This window comes from Pseudomonas sp. 10-1B, assembly GCF_000935045.1.
In the GTDB taxonomy this organism is placed as follows: Bacteria; Pseudomonadota; Gammaproteobacteria; order Pseudomonadales; family Pseudomonadaceae; genus Aquipseudomonas.
The window spans coordinates 50,386-66,663 of record NZ_JYKS01000021.1; the positions used below are offsets into that span (position 1 = coordinate 50,386).

Annotated in this window: 13 protein-coding genes; 3 read left to right on the forward strand and 10 right to left on the reverse strand. The window is 63.8% G+C overall.

Annotation, left to right across the window (positions count from 1 at the left end; all coding sequences use genetic code 11):
• Positions 1-20: 20 nt before the first annotated feature.
• Positions 21-1,559: an MFS transporter gene (locus TZ03_RS12845; protein ID WP_051098061.1), complete on the reverse strand. Its 1,539-nt coding sequence runs from the start codon at positions 1,557-1,559 to the stop codon at positions 21-23.
• A gap of 361 nt (positions 1,560-1,920) precedes the next feature.
• Between TZ03_RS12845 and TZ03_RS12850 the strand changes: the two genes are divergently transcribed.
• Complete coding sequence (locus TZ03_RS12850) at positions 1,921-2,790, forward strand: LysR family transcriptional regulator (RefSeq protein ID WP_051098063.1); 870 nt, start codon at positions 1,921-1,923, stop codon at positions 2,788-2,790.
• 7 nt (positions 2,791-2,797) lie between these two features.
• Here TZ03_RS12850 and TZ03_RS12855 read toward each other — a convergent pair whose 3' ends face one another.
• From TZ03_RS12855 to TZ03_RS12870, 4 genes are all read right to left on the reverse strand, one after another.
• Positions 2,798-3,838 (reverse strand): PDDEXK nuclease domain-containing protein, encoded by a 1,041-nt coding sequence (locus TZ03_RS12855; protein ID WP_051098065.1) that lies wholly within the window; start codon positions 3,836-3,838, stop codon positions 2,798-2,800.
• A gap of 144 nt (positions 3,839-3,982) precedes the next feature.
• Positions 3,983-5,374 carry an amino acid permease gene (locus TZ03_RS12860; RefSeq protein ID WP_051098069.1) on the reverse strand — a complete coding sequence of 464 codons (1,392 nt, stop codon included), beginning with the start codon at positions 5,372-5,374 and terminating at the stop codon, positions 3,983-3,985.
• Between the two features lie 491 nt (positions 5,375-5,865).
• Positions 5,866-7,209, reverse strand: a complete 1,344-nt coding sequence (locus TZ03_RS12865) for an MFS transporter (RefSeq protein WP_051098070.1) — start codon at positions 7,207-7,209, stop codon at positions 5,866-5,868.
• 153 nt (positions 7,210-7,362) lie between these two features.
• On the reverse strand, positions 7,363-8,307 hold the full coding sequence (locus TZ03_RS12870) for a 2-hydroxyacid dehydrogenase (RefSeq protein WP_051098154.1): 945 nt from the start codon (positions 8,305-8,307) through the stop codon (positions 7,363-7,365).
• Positions 8,308-8,405: 98 nt separating this feature from the next.
• Between TZ03_RS12870 and TZ03_RS12875 the strand changes: the two genes are divergently transcribed.
• Positions 8,406-9,293 (forward strand): LysR substrate-binding domain-containing protein, encoded by an 888-nt coding sequence (locus TZ03_RS12875; protein WP_053388436.1) that lies wholly within the window; start codon positions 8,406-8,408, stop codon positions 9,291-9,293.
• Positions 9,294-9,730: 437 nt separating this feature from the next.
• On the opposite strand, the gene gudD is transcribed toward TZ03_RS12875, so the two are convergent.
• Together gudD and TZ03_RS12885 are read right to left on the reverse strand one after the other, a co-directional pair.
• Complete coding sequence (gene gudD / locus TZ03_RS12880) at positions 9,731-11,086, reverse strand: glucarate dehydratase (RefSeq protein WP_051098072.1); 1,356 nt, start codon at positions 11,084-11,086, stop codon at positions 9,731-9,733.
• A gap of 19 nt (positions 11,087-11,105) precedes the next feature.
• Positions 11,106-12,458: an MFS transporter gene (locus TZ03_RS12885; protein ID WP_051098073.1), complete on the reverse strand. Its 1,353-nt coding sequence runs from the start codon at positions 12,456-12,458 to the stop codon at positions 11,106-11,108.
• Positions 12,459-12,719: 261 nt separating this feature from the next.
• Between TZ03_RS12885 and TZ03_RS12890 the strand changes: the two genes are divergently transcribed.
• A complete protein-coding gene (locus TZ03_RS12890; RefSeq protein ID WP_051098078.1) occupies positions 12,720-13,421 on the forward strand; it encodes a FadR/GntR family transcriptional regulator in 702 nt (233 codons plus the stop codon).
• A gap of 175 nt (positions 13,422-13,596) precedes the next feature.
• Here the strand turns inward: TZ03_RS12890 and TZ03_RS12895 are convergent, their stop codons facing one another.
• The 3 genes from TZ03_RS12895 to tesB all read right to left on the reverse strand — a co-directional run bounded on the left by TZ03_RS12895 (position 13,597) and on the right by tesB (position 16,227).
• Entirely contained in the window at positions 13,597-14,607 is a 1,011-nt protein-coding gene (locus TZ03_RS12895) for a zinc-dependent alcohol dehydrogenase family protein (RefSeq protein WP_051098080.1), read from the reverse strand.
• 163 nt (positions 14,608-14,770) lie between these two features.
• Positions 14,771-15,361, reverse strand: coding sequence for an HAD family hydrolase (locus TZ03_RS12900; RefSeq protein ID WP_051098082.1), 591 nt, complete (start codon positions 15,359-15,361; stop codon positions 14,771-14,773).
• On the reverse strand, positions 15,358-16,227 hold the full coding sequence (tesB, locus tag TZ03_RS12905) for an acyl-CoA thioesterase II (RefSeq protein WP_051098084.1): 870 nt from the start codon (positions 16,225-16,227) through the stop codon (positions 15,358-15,360). Before tesB ends, TZ03_RS12900 begins: the two co-directional genes overlap by 4 nt.
• Between the last annotated feature and the right edge of the window lie 51 nt (positions 16,228-16,278).

Sequence of the window (16,278 nt, forward strand, 5' to 3'; positions counted from 1 at the left end):
ACCCCACACGCCTGCCCGCTTCATGATTGCCCCTCGGCCAACAGCCCCTCCGGCATGGCCGGCAGTGGTCGGTTCAACAACATGCCGACCAGCACCGCGAACAGCAGCGCCGCCACGCCCGCGACCAGCAACACTGCTTCGAAACCACCGATGAACGCCTGACGGGCCAACGGAGCCGCTGCTTCACGCAAGCCGGGGTCGAGCAGGGCCAACGCTGCCGGCAGGTCACCCGCGGCAACCCGTGTGGCCATCATTGCAACCTGGCCCAATTGCGCAGGTGCCACGGCGGCCATGGCCTCGTACAGCAATTGCCCGCTTCGGGCGGCCAGCACGCCGCCAAGCACCCCGATGGCCAGCACGATCGCGCCGAACCGCGTGGTGGTGCTCAACCCCGATGCCATGCCGGTACGTTCGCGCGGCACACAGGCCATGATGTTCTTCTGCGTATCGCCATTGAGCAGCCCGGCGCCCGCCCCCAGCACCAGGCTGGCCAGGGCGAATGTGCCGTAGCCGCCCTGGCGCGTGGCCCAGGCACACAGCAGGTTGCCCGCCCCCACCAGCACCAGGCCAAGCGCGAACACCTGCGCCGGACTGCAGTGCGCGGCCAGGCGCATGCCCAGGCGCGGTGTCAGCAGCATGGCCACGGCGAATGGCAGCATGCCCGCCCCTGCGGCCAGGGCCGATAGTTGCAAGCCGTTCTGCAGGTACAGCGGCAGCAGGGTCATCATCACCTGGGCGCAGGCAGCGTAGGCGAACATGCCCAGCAAGGCGCCGACGAAACGCCCGCTGCGCATCAGCCGCAGGTCGATCATCGGCCGCGCCTGGCTGCGCTCGACCATGACGAACAGGCCGAACAGGAAAGCGCTGATCACCAGCCGAGCAAGTGTTCGGGCACTGTCCCAGCCCACCTGGTTGGCATCGATCATCGCCCAGATCAGGTAGCCCAGGCTGCCGGCGAAGGTCAGGCTGCCCCACGGGTCGAGCCGGGCCGCCGTCGTGTCGCGGGACTCTTCGACGCTACGCAGTACCATCACTGCCAGTACCGCCACCAACGGCAGGTTGATGTAGAAGATCCAGCGCCAGCCCAAAGTGCTGGCGATCACCCCGCCCAGCAGCGGCGCAAAGGTGATGGTCGCGCCCATGCAGGCGCCCCAGAAGGCCCAGGCGCGCATGCGCTCCTGCGGCTGGTGGAAGCGGTTGCCGATCGCGGCCAGGGCTGCAGTCAGCAGCAATGCCGCACCGACACCCTTGGCGGCCCTGGCCAGGTCGAGGAACAGCAGGTTGGGCGCCGCGCCACAAGCCAGCGAGGCGATGCCGAACAGGGCCAGGCCAAGCAGCAGCATGCGCCGCCGGCCGAAACGGTCGGCCAGGCTGCCGGCGGGCAGCAGGCAGGCGGCGAAGGCCAGCAGGTAGGCGCTGACCACCCATTCGATATCGGCGAACGAGCCGGACAGGTCGCGGGCGATGCTGGGCAGGCTGACCGCGACGATGTTGGTGTCGAGGATGATCAGGGCGCAGACCAGGGAGGCGGTGAGCAGGGTGAAACGCGCAGAGGGCATGATGGGGCTCCAAAGGCAGAGCTGGTTGGCTTGGCGAGCACCTGTTTGCCTGACCTCAGACCCTCTGCACAGCCATCGAAGGCAGCGCAGCCCCTGTGGGAGCGGGTTTACCCGCGAAGCAAACGCCGCGATGGATGGCACGGGCTCCGCCCGTGTTCGCGGGCGAGCCCGCTCCCACAGGGGCCGTGCAAGCTGTTTAGATTTTGAGGAAGACAGTCGCTCCCACAAGGTCCCGTGCAATCCCACAGGCTTTCTTTGCCGCCAAGCCACCAGCCTTGTAGTGTTGGCCTCACCATAACGCCGCTAGCGCCATGGCTTGTTAGCCCCGGCGGCCCGCGTCATTACCCTGTAGGTAACACCCATGGAAATCCGCCATTTCCGCTATTTCCTCTGCGTCGCCCGCCACGGCCATTTCACCCGCGCTGCCGAGCAACTGGGCATCGCCCCACCCACCCTCAGCCGGCAGATCCAGGACATGGAACGCGAGCTGGGCGTGCGCCTGTTCGAGCGCAACCAGCGCGAAGTCAACCTCACCGCCGCCGGCCAGGCGCTGTTGATCGAGGCCGAGCATGCCATACGCCAGTTCGACGCCGCGCAACTGGGCGCGCAACGCGCCGCCCGTGGTGAAAGTGGGCGTATCGAACTGGGCTACGTGGCCTCGGCCGCCTACTCGGGCATGCTCCAGCAGCAAGTCAGCCGCTACAGCGCAACCTGCCCCGGGGTGCGCCTGAACATCCGCGAACTGCCCATGGCCGAACTGCCCGGCATGGTTCGCGATGGCCTGCTTGACCTGGCCTACGTGCGCTCGCCGATGGAGCTAGCGGAAGAACTCGAAGCCATCGCCTTGCACCAGGAAGGCTTCGTCCTCGCCCTGCCCGCCAGCTCGCGCATCAATGAAGTACCGCAGATCCCGGCTTCACGCCTGGCCAATGAGACCTTCATTCTGCCCGAGCAGATTTCCGGCACGCTGGAAGTGGCGACACAGGGCGGTTTCGTCCCTCGGCTCGGCCCGCAACCCGGCAGCCTGGTGGCGGTGATTACCTTGGTGTCCCTCGGCCAAGGCATCGCCGTAGTGCCGGAGTCGGTAGTGCAACGCATCAGCCTGCCGCAGGTTAACTACCGACGTATCGTCGACTGCCAGGCAAGTTCGTGGCTAAGCCTGGTTCACCGGCGCTTCGAGAAAGCGCCGGCGGTGATGCGTTATGTGGAAAGCGTGATGGGCGGGGCTTGACTGCTGCTCAGGCACCCTGCTCCTCTGCAGCCCCCAAGGCATAGAACTCATGCAGCTTGGCCTGCAACAGCGCCTTGTCCGGCAAGCGCGTCTGATACTCCGCAATCAGCGCTGGAGACAAACTTCGATTAAGTGCGTACTCGACCACCTCGTCCTCCCTGCTGGCGCATAGCAACACGCCGATGGCAGGGTTTTCATGAGGCTTGCGCTCATTGCGATCCAGTGCTTCCAGATAGAAGTCGAGCTTGCCCAGATACTCTGGCTCGAAGCGGCCGACTTTCAGTTCGATCGCCACCAGGCAGTTGAGGCCTCGGTGGAAGAACAGCAGGTCGAGTGCGAAGTCCCGGCCGCCGACCTGAAGCGGGTATTGAGAGCCGACGAAGCAGAAATCCCGGCCCAGTTCGATCAGAAACTGCTTAAGCCGGCCCATCAGTGCACAATGCAGATCCGCTTCGGCATGCTCGCTTGGCAGGCCAAGGAACTCGACCATGTAGGCATCTCGAAATACATCCATGGCAGCAGGATAGTTCTGCTTTAGACCTGCAGAGGCCTTTACAGGATTCGCGACACTGCGCTCGAAAAGCGCAGTTTTGAATTGCCGCTCCAACTCGCGACTGGACCATTTCTCCTGGATGGCTAGACGCAGGTAGAACTCACGCTCCTCCGGCAACTTGCTCAGGGTAAGAATGGTGAGATTATGCGTCCAGGGCAATTGTGTCAGCAGTGCTGACACTTTCTCATGGCCTCGATACGCTTCATAGAACTGACGCATCCGAAAAAGGTTACGCTTGGTAAAGCCTCGCAATCCTGGTTGCGTCAGCGCCAGGTGAGCAGCCAGCTGGCTGACCACCGAATCCCCCCACTCAGCCCGCTCCAGCTTGCGGCTGATGTAGGCCCCCACCTGCCAGTACAAATCTATCAATTGTGTATTGACCGCCTGCACCGCACGTTGCCTGGCATCCCGAATCAACCCGAGCACTTCCTCGAACCGGTCATCCTTTACCGAAGGAAGGGCCGCTGGCGCTTGTGTTTTTTGTTCTGCGCTCATGCATCGACTCCCTTTATGATTTCGAAAGGGAGTCTACGCCTGGAAAGCCGCCTTCCGACCGTCAGCCACTCCAAACAAGTGTTTCAAAAAAACAAAGGGCACCCATCCACTGGTGCCCCCTGCCCTACCGCCAGGTGAACTCAATCACCCCATCGACCGCGCCCCCACCGGTTGCGCATGGCCCCGCGAGGTCACGATTCCCAGGAAGGAAATCACCAGCGCCAGGCCCAATGTCGAACTCACCTCCGCCCGGTGCTCGGGCGTGTACATCATCACCGCCAGTGCCCCGGCAATGAAGATGATCACCGCCCAGGTCAGGTACGGGAACAGCCACATGCGGAATTTCAGCTCGGTGTTCTCCCGCTCCAGGCGACGGCGCATGCGCAGCTGCGAGATGGCGATGACCATGTACACCAGCAGGGCGATGGCACCAGAACTGGCCAGCAGGAATTCGAACACACCCTTCGGCGCAAAGTAGTTGAGGATGGCAATGGCCGCACCGATCAGGGTGCTGCCGAACACCGCAGCGCGCGGTACGCCAACCTTGGAGGTCTTGTTGAGGAAGGCCGGGGCGTCACCGCGCTTGGCCAGCGAGTACATCATCCGCGAGGCGATGTAGATCGACGAGTTCATGCAACTGGTCACGGCTACCAGCACCACCAGGTCGACCATGAACGCCGCATTGGGGATGTTCATGATCTCCAGCGCACGCTGGTACGAACCCACCACTGCCAGTTGCGGGTCGTTCCACGGCACCACCGAGATGATCACGAAAATCGACAGGATGTAGAAGGTACTGATGCGCCAGATCACCGAGCGGGTAGCCTTGGCGATGTTGCGCGACGGGTCGCTGGACTCGGATGCGGCGATGGTCACCGCCTCGGTGCCGATGAAGCTGAACATCACGGTGATGAACGCGCCGACCACCGCCGACCAGCCCTTCGGCGCAAAGCCGCCGTACTCGGCCATCAGCCCGCTCAGGCCGCTGACTTCGCGGTTGGGCAGCCAGCCCATCAGCGCGGCGAAGCCCAGGCCGATGAAGCCAAGAATGGCGGTGACCTTGAGGATGGCGAACCAGAACTCGAACTCGCCGTACTTGGCCACGCTGAACAGATTGGTACCGGCCAGCAACAGCACCGAGGCCAGGGCGAAGATCCAGCTGTCCACCTGCGGGAACCAGGCGTTCAGCACATGCCCGGCAGCCAACGCTTCGATCGGGATCACCAGTACCCAGAACCACCAGTACAACCAGCCGATGGTGTAGCCGGCCCAGCGGCCGATGGCCTGGTCGGCATAGGTGGAAAACGATCCGGTGTCAGGGTGTGCCACGGCCATTTCGCCGAGCATGCGCATGACCAGCACCACCAGGGTACCGGCCACGAAATAGGAAATTATGGTTGCTGGCCCGGCCGCCGCGATGGCGTGGCCAGAGCCTACGAAAAGTCCGGCGCCGATGATGCCGGCGATGGACAGCATCGTTACATGACGTGGCTTGAAACCTTGTGCAAGGTTGCCATCAGATCCCACGGTGTTCATTGATGTTGTTCTCTTTTTGCTGACACAAGGATGGACGGGCAGGCGTAGGCGAAAAATATCTCCTTTGAAATCAATAAGTCGACACGTTGCTCGCGTGCTGTTGTTGATTTTTGGCGCGCATCACAGATGCGACGTGTCAGTGCAATTCGGGCTTCATTTAAGCCTTGCAGGGCTGTGGGAAATTACACGAGAACGCCTCGCAACTATTCGATCACGACAGGGCATTTCCCTGAGCGCCAGATGTCGTGAATGGCATGTCCGATCGCGTCATCGGGCCATCTGGGGCTTTTGTTTTTCATTTGGATGTGTGTTGCCTGGGCCGGCCCTATCGCCGGCAAGCCAGCTCCCACATGTACAGCGCAGGTCTGGAGGCTTAGGGTATCCCTGTGGGAGCGGGCGAGCCCGCGAAGAGGCCGGCACAGGCAAAAGCACATTCAGCCACCCACAAAAAAGCCCCGGTCTCCCGGGGCCTCTGTTGCCAAGGCGTCTGCCTACGCCTGCCCGGTACGCTCGAAGCGCCGGGCCAGCAACAGGTAAGCGAGGATCCCCAGCACGCCATGGGCGGCCACGAACCAGAGTGCGTTGTGGAACGAACCAGTGCTGGCCACCACATAACCGATCACCAGTGGGGTGACGATGCCGGCAACGTTGCCAATGCCGTTGAACACGCCACCGCACAGGCCAACCATCTTCTTCGGCGCCACATCCGACAGCACCGCCCAGCCCACCGCCGCCAGGCCCTTGCCGAAGAAGGCCAGGGTCATCAGGGCGATCACCGCCGCGTTGCCCTCCACATAGTTGGCCAGCACCAAGGTGGTGGACAGTGCCATGCCGATGATGAACGGGGTCTTGCGCGCCCTGGACGGATGCACGCCACGGCGGATCAGCCAGTCAGACACGAAGCCACCGAGGATGCCACCGGTAAAGCCGCAAATCGCAGGCAACGCGGCCACCCAGCCAGCTTCCATGATGGTCATGCCGCGGCCCTTGATCAGGTAGATCGGGAACCAGGTGATGAAGAAGTAGGTAAGCGCGGTGATGCAGTATTGGCCCAGGTACACCGCCCACAGGTTGCGGCTGGTGAACAGCTGCATGACTTCGGCACGGGTCGGCTTGCTTTTGGCCGCCTTGCGTTCCTTTTCCAGGTCGACCAGCGCGCCGCCTTCACGCATGTAGTCCAGCTCTTCGCGGCTCAGCCACGGCGCATTGTGCGGCTCATGATACAGGCGGAACCACACGACACTCAGCAGCAACCCCAATACCCCCATCCAGATGAACACCTGCTCCCAGCTCAGCGTATGGGTCATCCATGCCATCAGCGGGGCGAACACCACCACAGCCATGTACTGCGCCGAGTTGAACAGTGCAGAAGCAGTGCCGCGTTCACGCGTGGGGAACCAGCAACTGACGATGCGCGAGTTGGCCGGGAAGGCCGGCGACTCCACCAGGCCGAGCATGAAACGCATGGAAAACAGCGCCACCGCGGCGGATACACCGGCCAGGCCCATCCAGCCCACGGTGCCTTGCAGCAAGGTGAACAGCGACCAGAGGATCAGGCTGATGCCATAGACGCGGCGGGCGCCGAAGCGGTCGAGCAGCCAGCCACCAGGGACCTGGCCCAAGGCGTATGCCCAGGCGAAAGCGGAGAAGACCATGCCCAGCATGACCGGGTCCATGCCGAGGTCCTTGAGCACCTCGGTACCGGTGATCGACAAGGTGGCGCGGTCAGCGTAGTTGATGACGGTGATGACGAAGATAAGTGCCAGGACCAGGAAGCGATGGCGACCGATCCCGGCCACAGCCTGCGTTGCGGCGACGGCGGATTTGCTGTTCATGTGGACCCTCTTGCTTCTCGGTGGAAGCGATTGTTCTTGTGCAGAGAAGGTGTGGCCTTGTGTTGCCTGTGCCGGCCTCTTCGCGGGTGAACCCGCTCCTACAAGGGGGGTGACCCATGTAGAGCGGGCTTGCCCGCGAAAGGGCCCTGTCAGTCAAACCACCCGATTCGGCGGCAGCTCACCGCTAAAACAGGCTTCAAGGTTGTGCAGGACCATGCGCCCCATCTCCAACCGGGTTTGTAGCGTGGCGCTGCCGCGATGCGGTTGCAGGCTGGCCTGGTTCAGGTCCAGCAAGGCCGGCGGCACATGCGGCTCATCGACGAACACATCCAGCCCGGCACCGGCAATGCGCCCTTCGCGCAACGCCTCCACCAGTGCATCCTCGTCGACCAACTTGCCGCGTGCCACGTTGATCAGGTAACCCTGCGGCCCTAATGCCTCCAGCACCTCGGCCGTCACCAGCACTTGCCCGCCATCAGCGGAAGCGGCCACTACCAGCACATCCACCGAACGCGCCAGCTCAACCAGCTCGGGCTCGTAGCGGTACCCCGTTTCTGGCTGCTCGTGTCGCCCGTTGTAGGCGATGCTCATGTCGAAGGCTGCGGCGCGGCGAGCGATTGCCTTACCCACCTGACCCAGGCCGACGATGCCCAGCGCGCAGCCACTGACCCGCCGTGCCAACGGCAGGTCGACCTTGCCCCACAAGCCATCGCGCACCAGCCGCTCCCCCTCGCCCAGGCGGCGCAGGCTGCTGATGATCAGGCCCATGGCCAGGTCGGCCACATCGGCGGTGAGTACGCCCGGCGTGGTGGTGACATGAACGCCGCGGCTGGCCGCGTGGCGCAGGTCGACAGCATCGGTGCCGATGCCGCTGATGGCGATGATCTGCAGCGCGGGCAGCTGGTCCATCAGCGCATTGGACAGCCCCTTGGCACCGCCGGTGACCACGCCGCGAATACGCGGGCCAACTTCCTCCAGCAGCTGTTGCGGGTTGTGTTGCTGATACAGGCGATGCACCTGATAGGCGTTGACCAGTTGGGCATCGATGGCCTCTGGTACGGGCTGGGTCAACAGCACTTCGATGGAATTGTCGTTCATCATGGGCATCCGGCAGTTCAAGACATGCCTCGATGCTAGGCCGCGATTTGATACAGGTCTAATATAGATGCTGGATCGAATAATTCAGGAATTGAATCATGGAGCTGCACCAGTTGCGCTGCTTCGTGGCCGTTGCCGAAGAGCTGCATTTCGGCCGCGCCGCCACCCGTCTGCACATGACCCAGCCGCCCTTGAGCCGGCAAATCCAGCTGCTGGAACATGCCCTGGGCGTACTGCTGCTCGAACGTAACAACCGCCAGGCACGGCTGACCCTGGCGGGCCAGAGCTTTCTCGAAGATGCCCGGCGCATCCTGCAGATCGCCGAGTCGGCCAGCCAGTCAGCGCGGCGTATTGCCCATGGCGAAGCGGGCCGTTTAACCCTGGGTTTCACCGCAGTGGGCGCCTATAGCATGGTCCCGCGCCTGCTGGTGCATGCCGGGCAAACGCTGCCGGATATAGAGTTGGTGCTTAGCGAGCGCGTCTCCAGCACCCAGGTACACGACCTGGAAGCTGGGCTGATCGATGTCGGCCTGGTACGTCAGGTGTTGCCCAGCGCACGCGTGGAATACCTGCCGATCCACCGCGAACCCTTCGTCGCCGCCTTGCCTGCCAGGCATGCCCTGGCGGCGCGCGAGCGGCTCAGGCCGAGCGACTTCGACCAGCAACCGTTCGTGATGTACAGCGCCAACGAAGGGCGCTATTTCCATGACCGCATCGCCAACCTGTTTGCCCGGCACGAAGTGCAGCCACGGTATCTGCACCAGTTGGGGCAGACTCATTCGATCCTGGGGTTGGTCAATGTGGGATTGGGGTGCGCGGTGGTGCCGGCTTCGTCGCAGGCGTTGCGCCTGGACCAGGTGGCGTTCAGGCCGCTGGTGGGGATGGAGCAGCAAGCGGAGATTTTCCTGGCGTTCTGCCGGGATAGCCCCAACCCGGTGCTGGGGGCATTCGTGGAGATGGCGCGGGCCTTCTTTGAACAGCATTAACCTGTACCGGCCTCTTCGCGGGTAAACCCGCTCCCACAGGATCAACACAGGCCTCAAGCGCTGTGCAGTAGCTGTGGACCACTGCCTTGCTCAAAAACTGAAGGCTTGCGCAAATCTCTGTGGGAGCGGCTTTAGCCGCGAACACCGGCAAAGCCGGTGCCATCCACCGCGCTCGGCTCTTCGCGGGCTCGCCCGCTCCCACAGGATCAACACAGGACTCAAGCGCTGTGCAGTAGCTGTGGGCCACTGCCTTGCTCAAAAACTGAAGGTTTGCGCAATCTCTGTGGGAGCGGCTTTAGCCGCGAACACCGGCAAAGCCGGTGCCATCCACCGCGCTTGGCTCTTCGCGGGCTCGCCCGCTCCCACAGGCACTCTACAGGCCTGAGGGCTGCACCGTACCTGTGGGAGCGGGCATGCCCGCGAAGAGGTCAGCAGCCCTAGCGCACCAGGCAAGGCCGCTTGTTATCGAAGCTCCACCCAGGGATCAGGAACTGCATCGCCACACTATCATCCCGCGCCCCCAGCCCCATGTTGCGGTAGCACTCGTGGGCCTTGGCCAACTGGTCTTCATCCAGCTCAACCCCCAGCCCCGGCCGCGCCGGCACGTGCACATGGCCGTCGACAATGCGCAGCGGGTCGCGGGTCAGGCGCTGGCCGTCCTGCCAGATCCAGTGGGTGTCGATCGCCGTGATCTCGCCCGGCGCCGCCGCGGCCACCTGGGTGAACATCGCCAGCGAAATATCGAAGTGGTTGTTCGAATGCGAACCCCAGGTCAGCCCCCAGTCGTTGCACATCTGCGCCACACGCACCGAGCCCTGCAAGGTCCAGAAATGCGGGTCGGCCAGCGGAATGTCTACCGACTGCAACTGGATCGCATGGCCCATCTGCCGCCAGTCAGTAGCGATCATGTTGGTGGCGGTGGGCAAGCCGGTCGCGCGACGGAACTCGGCCATCACCTCACGGCCCGAGTAACCGTTCTCGGCACCGCACGGGTCTTCGGCGTAGGCCAGCACGTCGTGCTTGTCGCGGCACAGGGCAATGGCCTCCTTCAGCGACCAGGCGCCGTTCGGGTCCAGGGTGATGCGTGCTTCAGGGAAGCGTTCGGCCAGGGCCGTCACCGCTTCCATCTCCTCTTCGCCCCGCAGCACCCCACCCTTGAGCTTGAAGTCACTGAAGCCATAGCGCGCCTTGGCGGCTTCGGCCAGGCGCACTACCGCCTCCGCGGTCAGGGCCTTTTCGTGGCGCAGGCGGAACCAGTCGTCATCGGCATCCGCCTCGTTACGGTAGGCCAGGTCGGTCTGCTGGCGGTCACCGATATAGAACAGGTAACCCAGCATCTTCACCGCATCGCGCTGCTGGCCCTCGCCCAGCAGTGCCGCCATGGGCACGTTCAGGTGCTGGCCGAGCAGGTCCAGCAGCGCCGACTCGATGGCCGTTACTGCATGCACGGTAATGCGCAGGTCGAAGGTCTGCAGGCCACGCCCGGCCGCGTCGCGGTTGGCGAAGGTCTGGCGCATGGCATTGAGCACACGCTGGTAATGGCCGATCGGCTGGCCGACCACCAGGCTGCGGGCGTCTTCCAGGGTCTGGCGGATCTTCTCGCCGCCGGGTACCTCGCCCAGGCCGGTATTGCCGGCGCTGTCACGCAGCACCACCACGTTACGGGTAAAGAACGGGCCATGCGCGCCACTGAGGTTGAGCAGCATGCTGTCGTGGCCGGCCACGGGGATCACCCGCAAGTCGGTGACCACGGGGGTGCTGCTGTGAACGGCGGGGGTTGTCTGCATGTTCATGGTTGTTGTCTCGCAGTCATCAGTGGGTCTGGCCCAGGGCCGAAGGGGCCTTGAGCTCGTCAGAAGGGGCGCCCTTTGGGCGAGTGCGTACAAAGAAGATGGCAATCGCCGCCAGCACCGAGGTCACGGCCAGGCCATACAAGCCACCCTGGATAGACCCGGTCTGCTGCTCCAGCAGGCCGAAGGTAGTGGGGGCGACGAAACCGCCCAGGTTGCCGACCGAGTTGATCAGGGCGATTACCGCCGCCGCGATGCGCGCATCCAGGTAGCCCTGTGGGATCGGCCAGAACAGTGACGAGGCCGACTTGAAACCAATGGCCGCGAAGCACACGGCGACGAAGGCGAACACCGGCCCACCAGTGGTGGACATGAACATGCCGATGGCGGCAACCACCAGCGCCCCCGCCACCCAGGCCTGCTGGAATTTCCAGCGCGCGGAGCCGGCGGCGAAGGCGTACATGGCCAGGATCGAGATCAGCCACGGGATCGAGTTGAAGAAGCCGACCTGCAGGTCGCTGAGGTCGCCCATGCGCTTGATGATGCTCGGCAGCCAGAAGGTGGCGGCATAGATGGTCAGCTGGATGCAGAAGTAGATCAGGCAGAACAGCACGATCTGGCGGTCCTTGAGCAGGCTCCAGGCCGACGGCTTGACCGCGCCGAGCGCCTCGCGCTGCTGCTGCTCGCGGTCGATGGTGGCCACCAGCGCATCCTGCTCGGCCTGGCTCAGCCACTTGGCATCCTGCGGTTTGGAGTCGAGCCAGAAGAACACGAAGAAGCACAGCGTGACCGAGGCCATGCCTTCGATGAACAGCATCCACTGCCAGCCGTGCATGCCCAGGCCCTGGATCTGCATCAGCGCGCCGGCCAGTGGCCCGGAAATCAGCGAGGCCAGCGCCGAGCCGCTGAGGAAGATGGCAATCGCCTTGCCCCGCTCGGCGGCGGGCAGCCAGCGGGTGAAGTAATAGATCACCCCCGGGAAGAAGCCCGCTTCGGCCACGCCGAGCAGAAAGCGCAACACGTAGAACTGGGTTTCGTTCTGCACGAAGGCCATGGCGGTGGCCACCAACCCCCAGGTGAACATGATGCGGGTCAGCCACAAGCGCGCACCCACGCGCTGCAGCAGCATGTTAGAGGGCACTTCGAACAGTGCATAACCAATGAAGAACAGCCCGGCGCCAAAGCCATAGGCCGCGGCGCTGATACCCAGGTCGCTTTCCAGGTGCGGGCGGACGAAGCCGATGTTGACGCGGTCGAGGTAGTTGACGATGAACATGATGACGAACAGCGGCAGGACGTGGCGCTTGACCTTGGCCACGGCGCAGGCCAAGGCATCGCCTTCATTCCGGGTAGACGGAGCGAGGGTGTCGTTCACTTGCGGATCTCCCACTAATTGTTTTTGTGCGGGTCTAGGTTGTCTGACATGGCAGTGGGGTCGAGCATATGCCTGACACGGTTGTACGACAAGATCAGCAGCGCGGTAAAAATTGCAAAATACAAGCTGTAAAAATGCCATTTTGCTGCGATCTTGCAAAAACAGCGTAACTTCTCGCTTCTCAGCCTAGCGAAAAATTCGGCAAAAAATATTTATATCGATTAACTTGTCGTACAAGACAAACAAGAAACGGATCGCCCCATGGACCCCGAACACGCCCGCAAGCGCGGCCATAGCCGCGCCCATGACCTGGTTTCCAGCCTGACCCAGCAAATTTTGCTGGGCACCTTCAAGCCGGGTGACAAGCTGCCCTCGGAAAACACCCTGGTACGTGAGCACGGGGTCAGCCGCACTGTGGTCCGCGAAGCCTTGTCGAAGTTGCAGGCCTCGGGGCTGGTGGAGCCGCGCCACGGTATCGGTACGTTCGTGATGGAGCGCCAGGCCCAGGCCGGCCTGCGCATCGCGGCAGAAAGCGCGGCGAATGTGCGCGACCTGCTGGAGCTGCGCATTGGCCTGGAGGGCCAGGCCGCCGCCTTGGCCGCGCTGCGTCGTGATGAAGGGCATTTGGCACGGATGCGCCAGGCACTGGATGACTACCAGGACCTGGCCGCCGCTGGCGACAGCTGCATCGAGGCCGACCGGCGCTTTCACCTGTTGATTGCCGAGGCCACCGGCAACCTGTATTTCACCGAAATGCTGCTGCAGCTGGGCAATGGCCTGATTCCGCGCAATCGCATGGCCGTGGCCGAACGCAGCGGGGCGAAGCTGGCGCGGCAGGCGTACCTGGCCAACCTGGAGCATGAGGCGATTCTCAATGCCATCCGCCGGCAGGACCCGGATGCAGCGCGCGCGGCGGTGTGCCTGCACCTGTCCAATAGCCGTGATCGGCTGTTGCCCGACTGATTGTCAGGCAGCGCTCTGCCTTCGGACCTGATGCGGTCTTTGTGGGAGCGGCCTTGTGTCGCGAAAGGGCCGCAGAGCGGCCCCAGCAAATTCAGCCTTGATGCAAAGATCGTGGGGCCGCCCTACGGCCCTTTCGCGACACAAGGCCGCTCCTACAAAGAGCACTGCAGGATGGTTACCAGGTCAGGCAGATCTTGCCGAAATGTCGGTTGCTCTCCTGATAACGGAACGCCTCGACGATCTGTTCCAGCTCGAAATGCTTGTCCACAACTGGCCGCAAGCCATTGGCATCGATCGCCCGCACCATCGCCTGCTGCTGCGCGCGGCTACCCACCAGCACACCTTGCAGGCGAATCTGCCGCACCAGTGCCTGCACCAGCGGCAACTGCCCGGCCACGCCGGTGAGGATACCGATCAGCGACACATGCCCGCCAATGCGTGCCGCAATCATCGATTGCTCCAGGGTCGCCGGGCCGCCCACCTCGATCACATGGTCGACACCGCGGTTGCCGGTGAGCTCGCGCGCTTTCTCACCCCAGGCCGGGTTGCTCTTGTAGTTGATCAAGTGGTCGGCACCCAAAGCCTTCAGCCGCTCCAGCTTGGCATCGCTGGAGGAAGTGGCGATCACCGTGGCGCCCGCCAGCTTGGCGAACTGCAGGGCGAAAATCGACACACCGCCGGTGCCCTGCACCAGTATCGTGTCGCCGGGCTTGAGGTGATCGTCGCTCATCAGCGCGCGCCAGGCGGTGAGGCCGGCAGTGGTCAGGGTGGCAGCCTCGGCATGGCTGAAGCCCTTGGGCGCCAGGGTGAACGAGGTGGCGCGCGCGGTCACCTGTTCACGGGCGTAGCCATCGATACCATCACCGGGCACCCGGGCAAAGCCCTCGACATTGGCCTGGCCGTCGAGCCAGTCGGGGAAGAAGGTGCTGACCACGTTGTCGCCGACCTGAAACTCCGTGACGCCAGCCCCCACTGCTACCACTTCGCCAGCGCCATCGGCCATGGGGATGCGCCGCTCACTCGGGCCCCACATGCCACTGACCACGGCAAAGTCGTGATAGTTGAGGGAGCTGGCGTGCAAGCGCACGGTGATCTCGCCGGCCTGGGGTGCCGGGGCCTCGCTGGTGCCGACCTCGACCTTGTCGTAGCCGCCGCCGGGCTGAACGTAGATGGCCTTGCTGGTCATGGGTGGGTCTCCGTATCAGGGGAAAGAATGGGGTTCAGCATAGACAGGTCTGGCCCTATCGCCGGCAAGCCGGCTCCCACAGGTATTGCACAAGTCTCAAGACCTGTGATGTCCCGGTGGGAGCTGGCTTGCCGGCGATTGGGCCCGCACAGGCGATACAAATTCAGCCCAGCATCACCTTCAACGCCCGGCAATCGGCGGCATGCCAATCCACCAGATCCGGCCACGGGTTATCCGGCAAATTCACCAGCACCGTGCGCGCCCCCGCCGCCCGCCCGCAGTCCAGGTCGAACCGGTAATCCCCCACCATCACCAGCTCGCTCGGCGCCACGCCCCAGGCGCTGGCGATCTTCAACAGCCCATCCGGGCTCGGCTTCGGCGCCGCCTCGTCACGCCCAAGAATGTGCGCCACCGGGAAGCAGTCCGCCAGGCCGATGGCCTCCAGCGTCACATGCGCCAGCTCACGGGCATTGCGGGTCAGAATGCCCAGCCGGCAACCGCGCTCGGCCAGCTCGCGCACCAGCTCCACCGCCCCGCTGGCGGCCGTGGAGGCAATCGCCAGATCGCGCTCGTGCTCCAGCAACCAGGCATGCTTGGCCGCTGCTTCGTTCGCCGGCAACGCCGCCAGGTGGGTGAGAATGTCGTGCTCGGCCGGGATGCCCAGCGCCACGCGAATGGCGGCAAAATCGTGCACCGCCACGGTCAGGGTGCCGTCCATGTCGAACACCCAGTTGCGTACCTCGCCCAGACTCATGCCCAGTCCTTGCGATGACGAATCAAACCTTCCTGGCATGACGACGCCACCAGTTGCCCAGCCTGGTTGAAGATGCTGCCACGGCAGAAACCACGGGCGTTGCCCGCCCAGGGGCTATCGGTGGCATACAGCAGCCACTCGTCGGCACGCAGGTTGCCGTGGAACCACAGCGAATGGTCAAGGCTGGCGATCTGCATGTCTCGCTGCCACACCGACTTGCCATGCGGCAGCAACGCAGTGGTCAGCAGGCCGAAGTCCGAGGCGTAGGCCAGCATGTACTTGTGCAGGGCCGGCACGTCGGGCAGGTTGCCGTCGGCACGGAACCAGGCGTACTTCACCGGGTCGCCGGGCTTGGGGTTGAAGGGGTCGCGCTCGGTGATCGGGCGGATCTCGATCGGCTTGGCGCACAGCACCTTGTCGCGAATACGCTCGGGCAACTGCTCGGCCATGGCCTGGGCCAGCTCGACCTCGGTGGGCAGGTTCTCCGGGCCGACTACATCAGGCATCTGTGCCTGGTGCGCGAAACTTTCTTCGTCGTACTGGAACGACGCGCTGCAGGTGAAGATGGTCTGGCCCTTCTGGATCGCGGTCACCCGCCGGGTGCTGAAGCTGCCGCCATCGCGCACGCGGTCCACCGAATACACCACCGGCAGGCTGGCATCGCCGGGGCGCAGGAAGTAACCGTGCAACGAATGCACATGGCGTGCGTCCTCGACCGTCTGGCTGGCCGCCGACAAGGACTGGCCCAGCACCTGGCCGCCGTACAGCTGGCGGAAGCCCAGGTCCTGGCTGCGTCCACGGAACAGGTTCTCCTCGATGGGCTCGAGGCTCAATAGGTCGACCAAGTCGTCCAACACATGACTCATCGGGGGTTCTCCATAGGAGCGAGCCTTGCTCGCGATGCGCCGCCGGGCGGC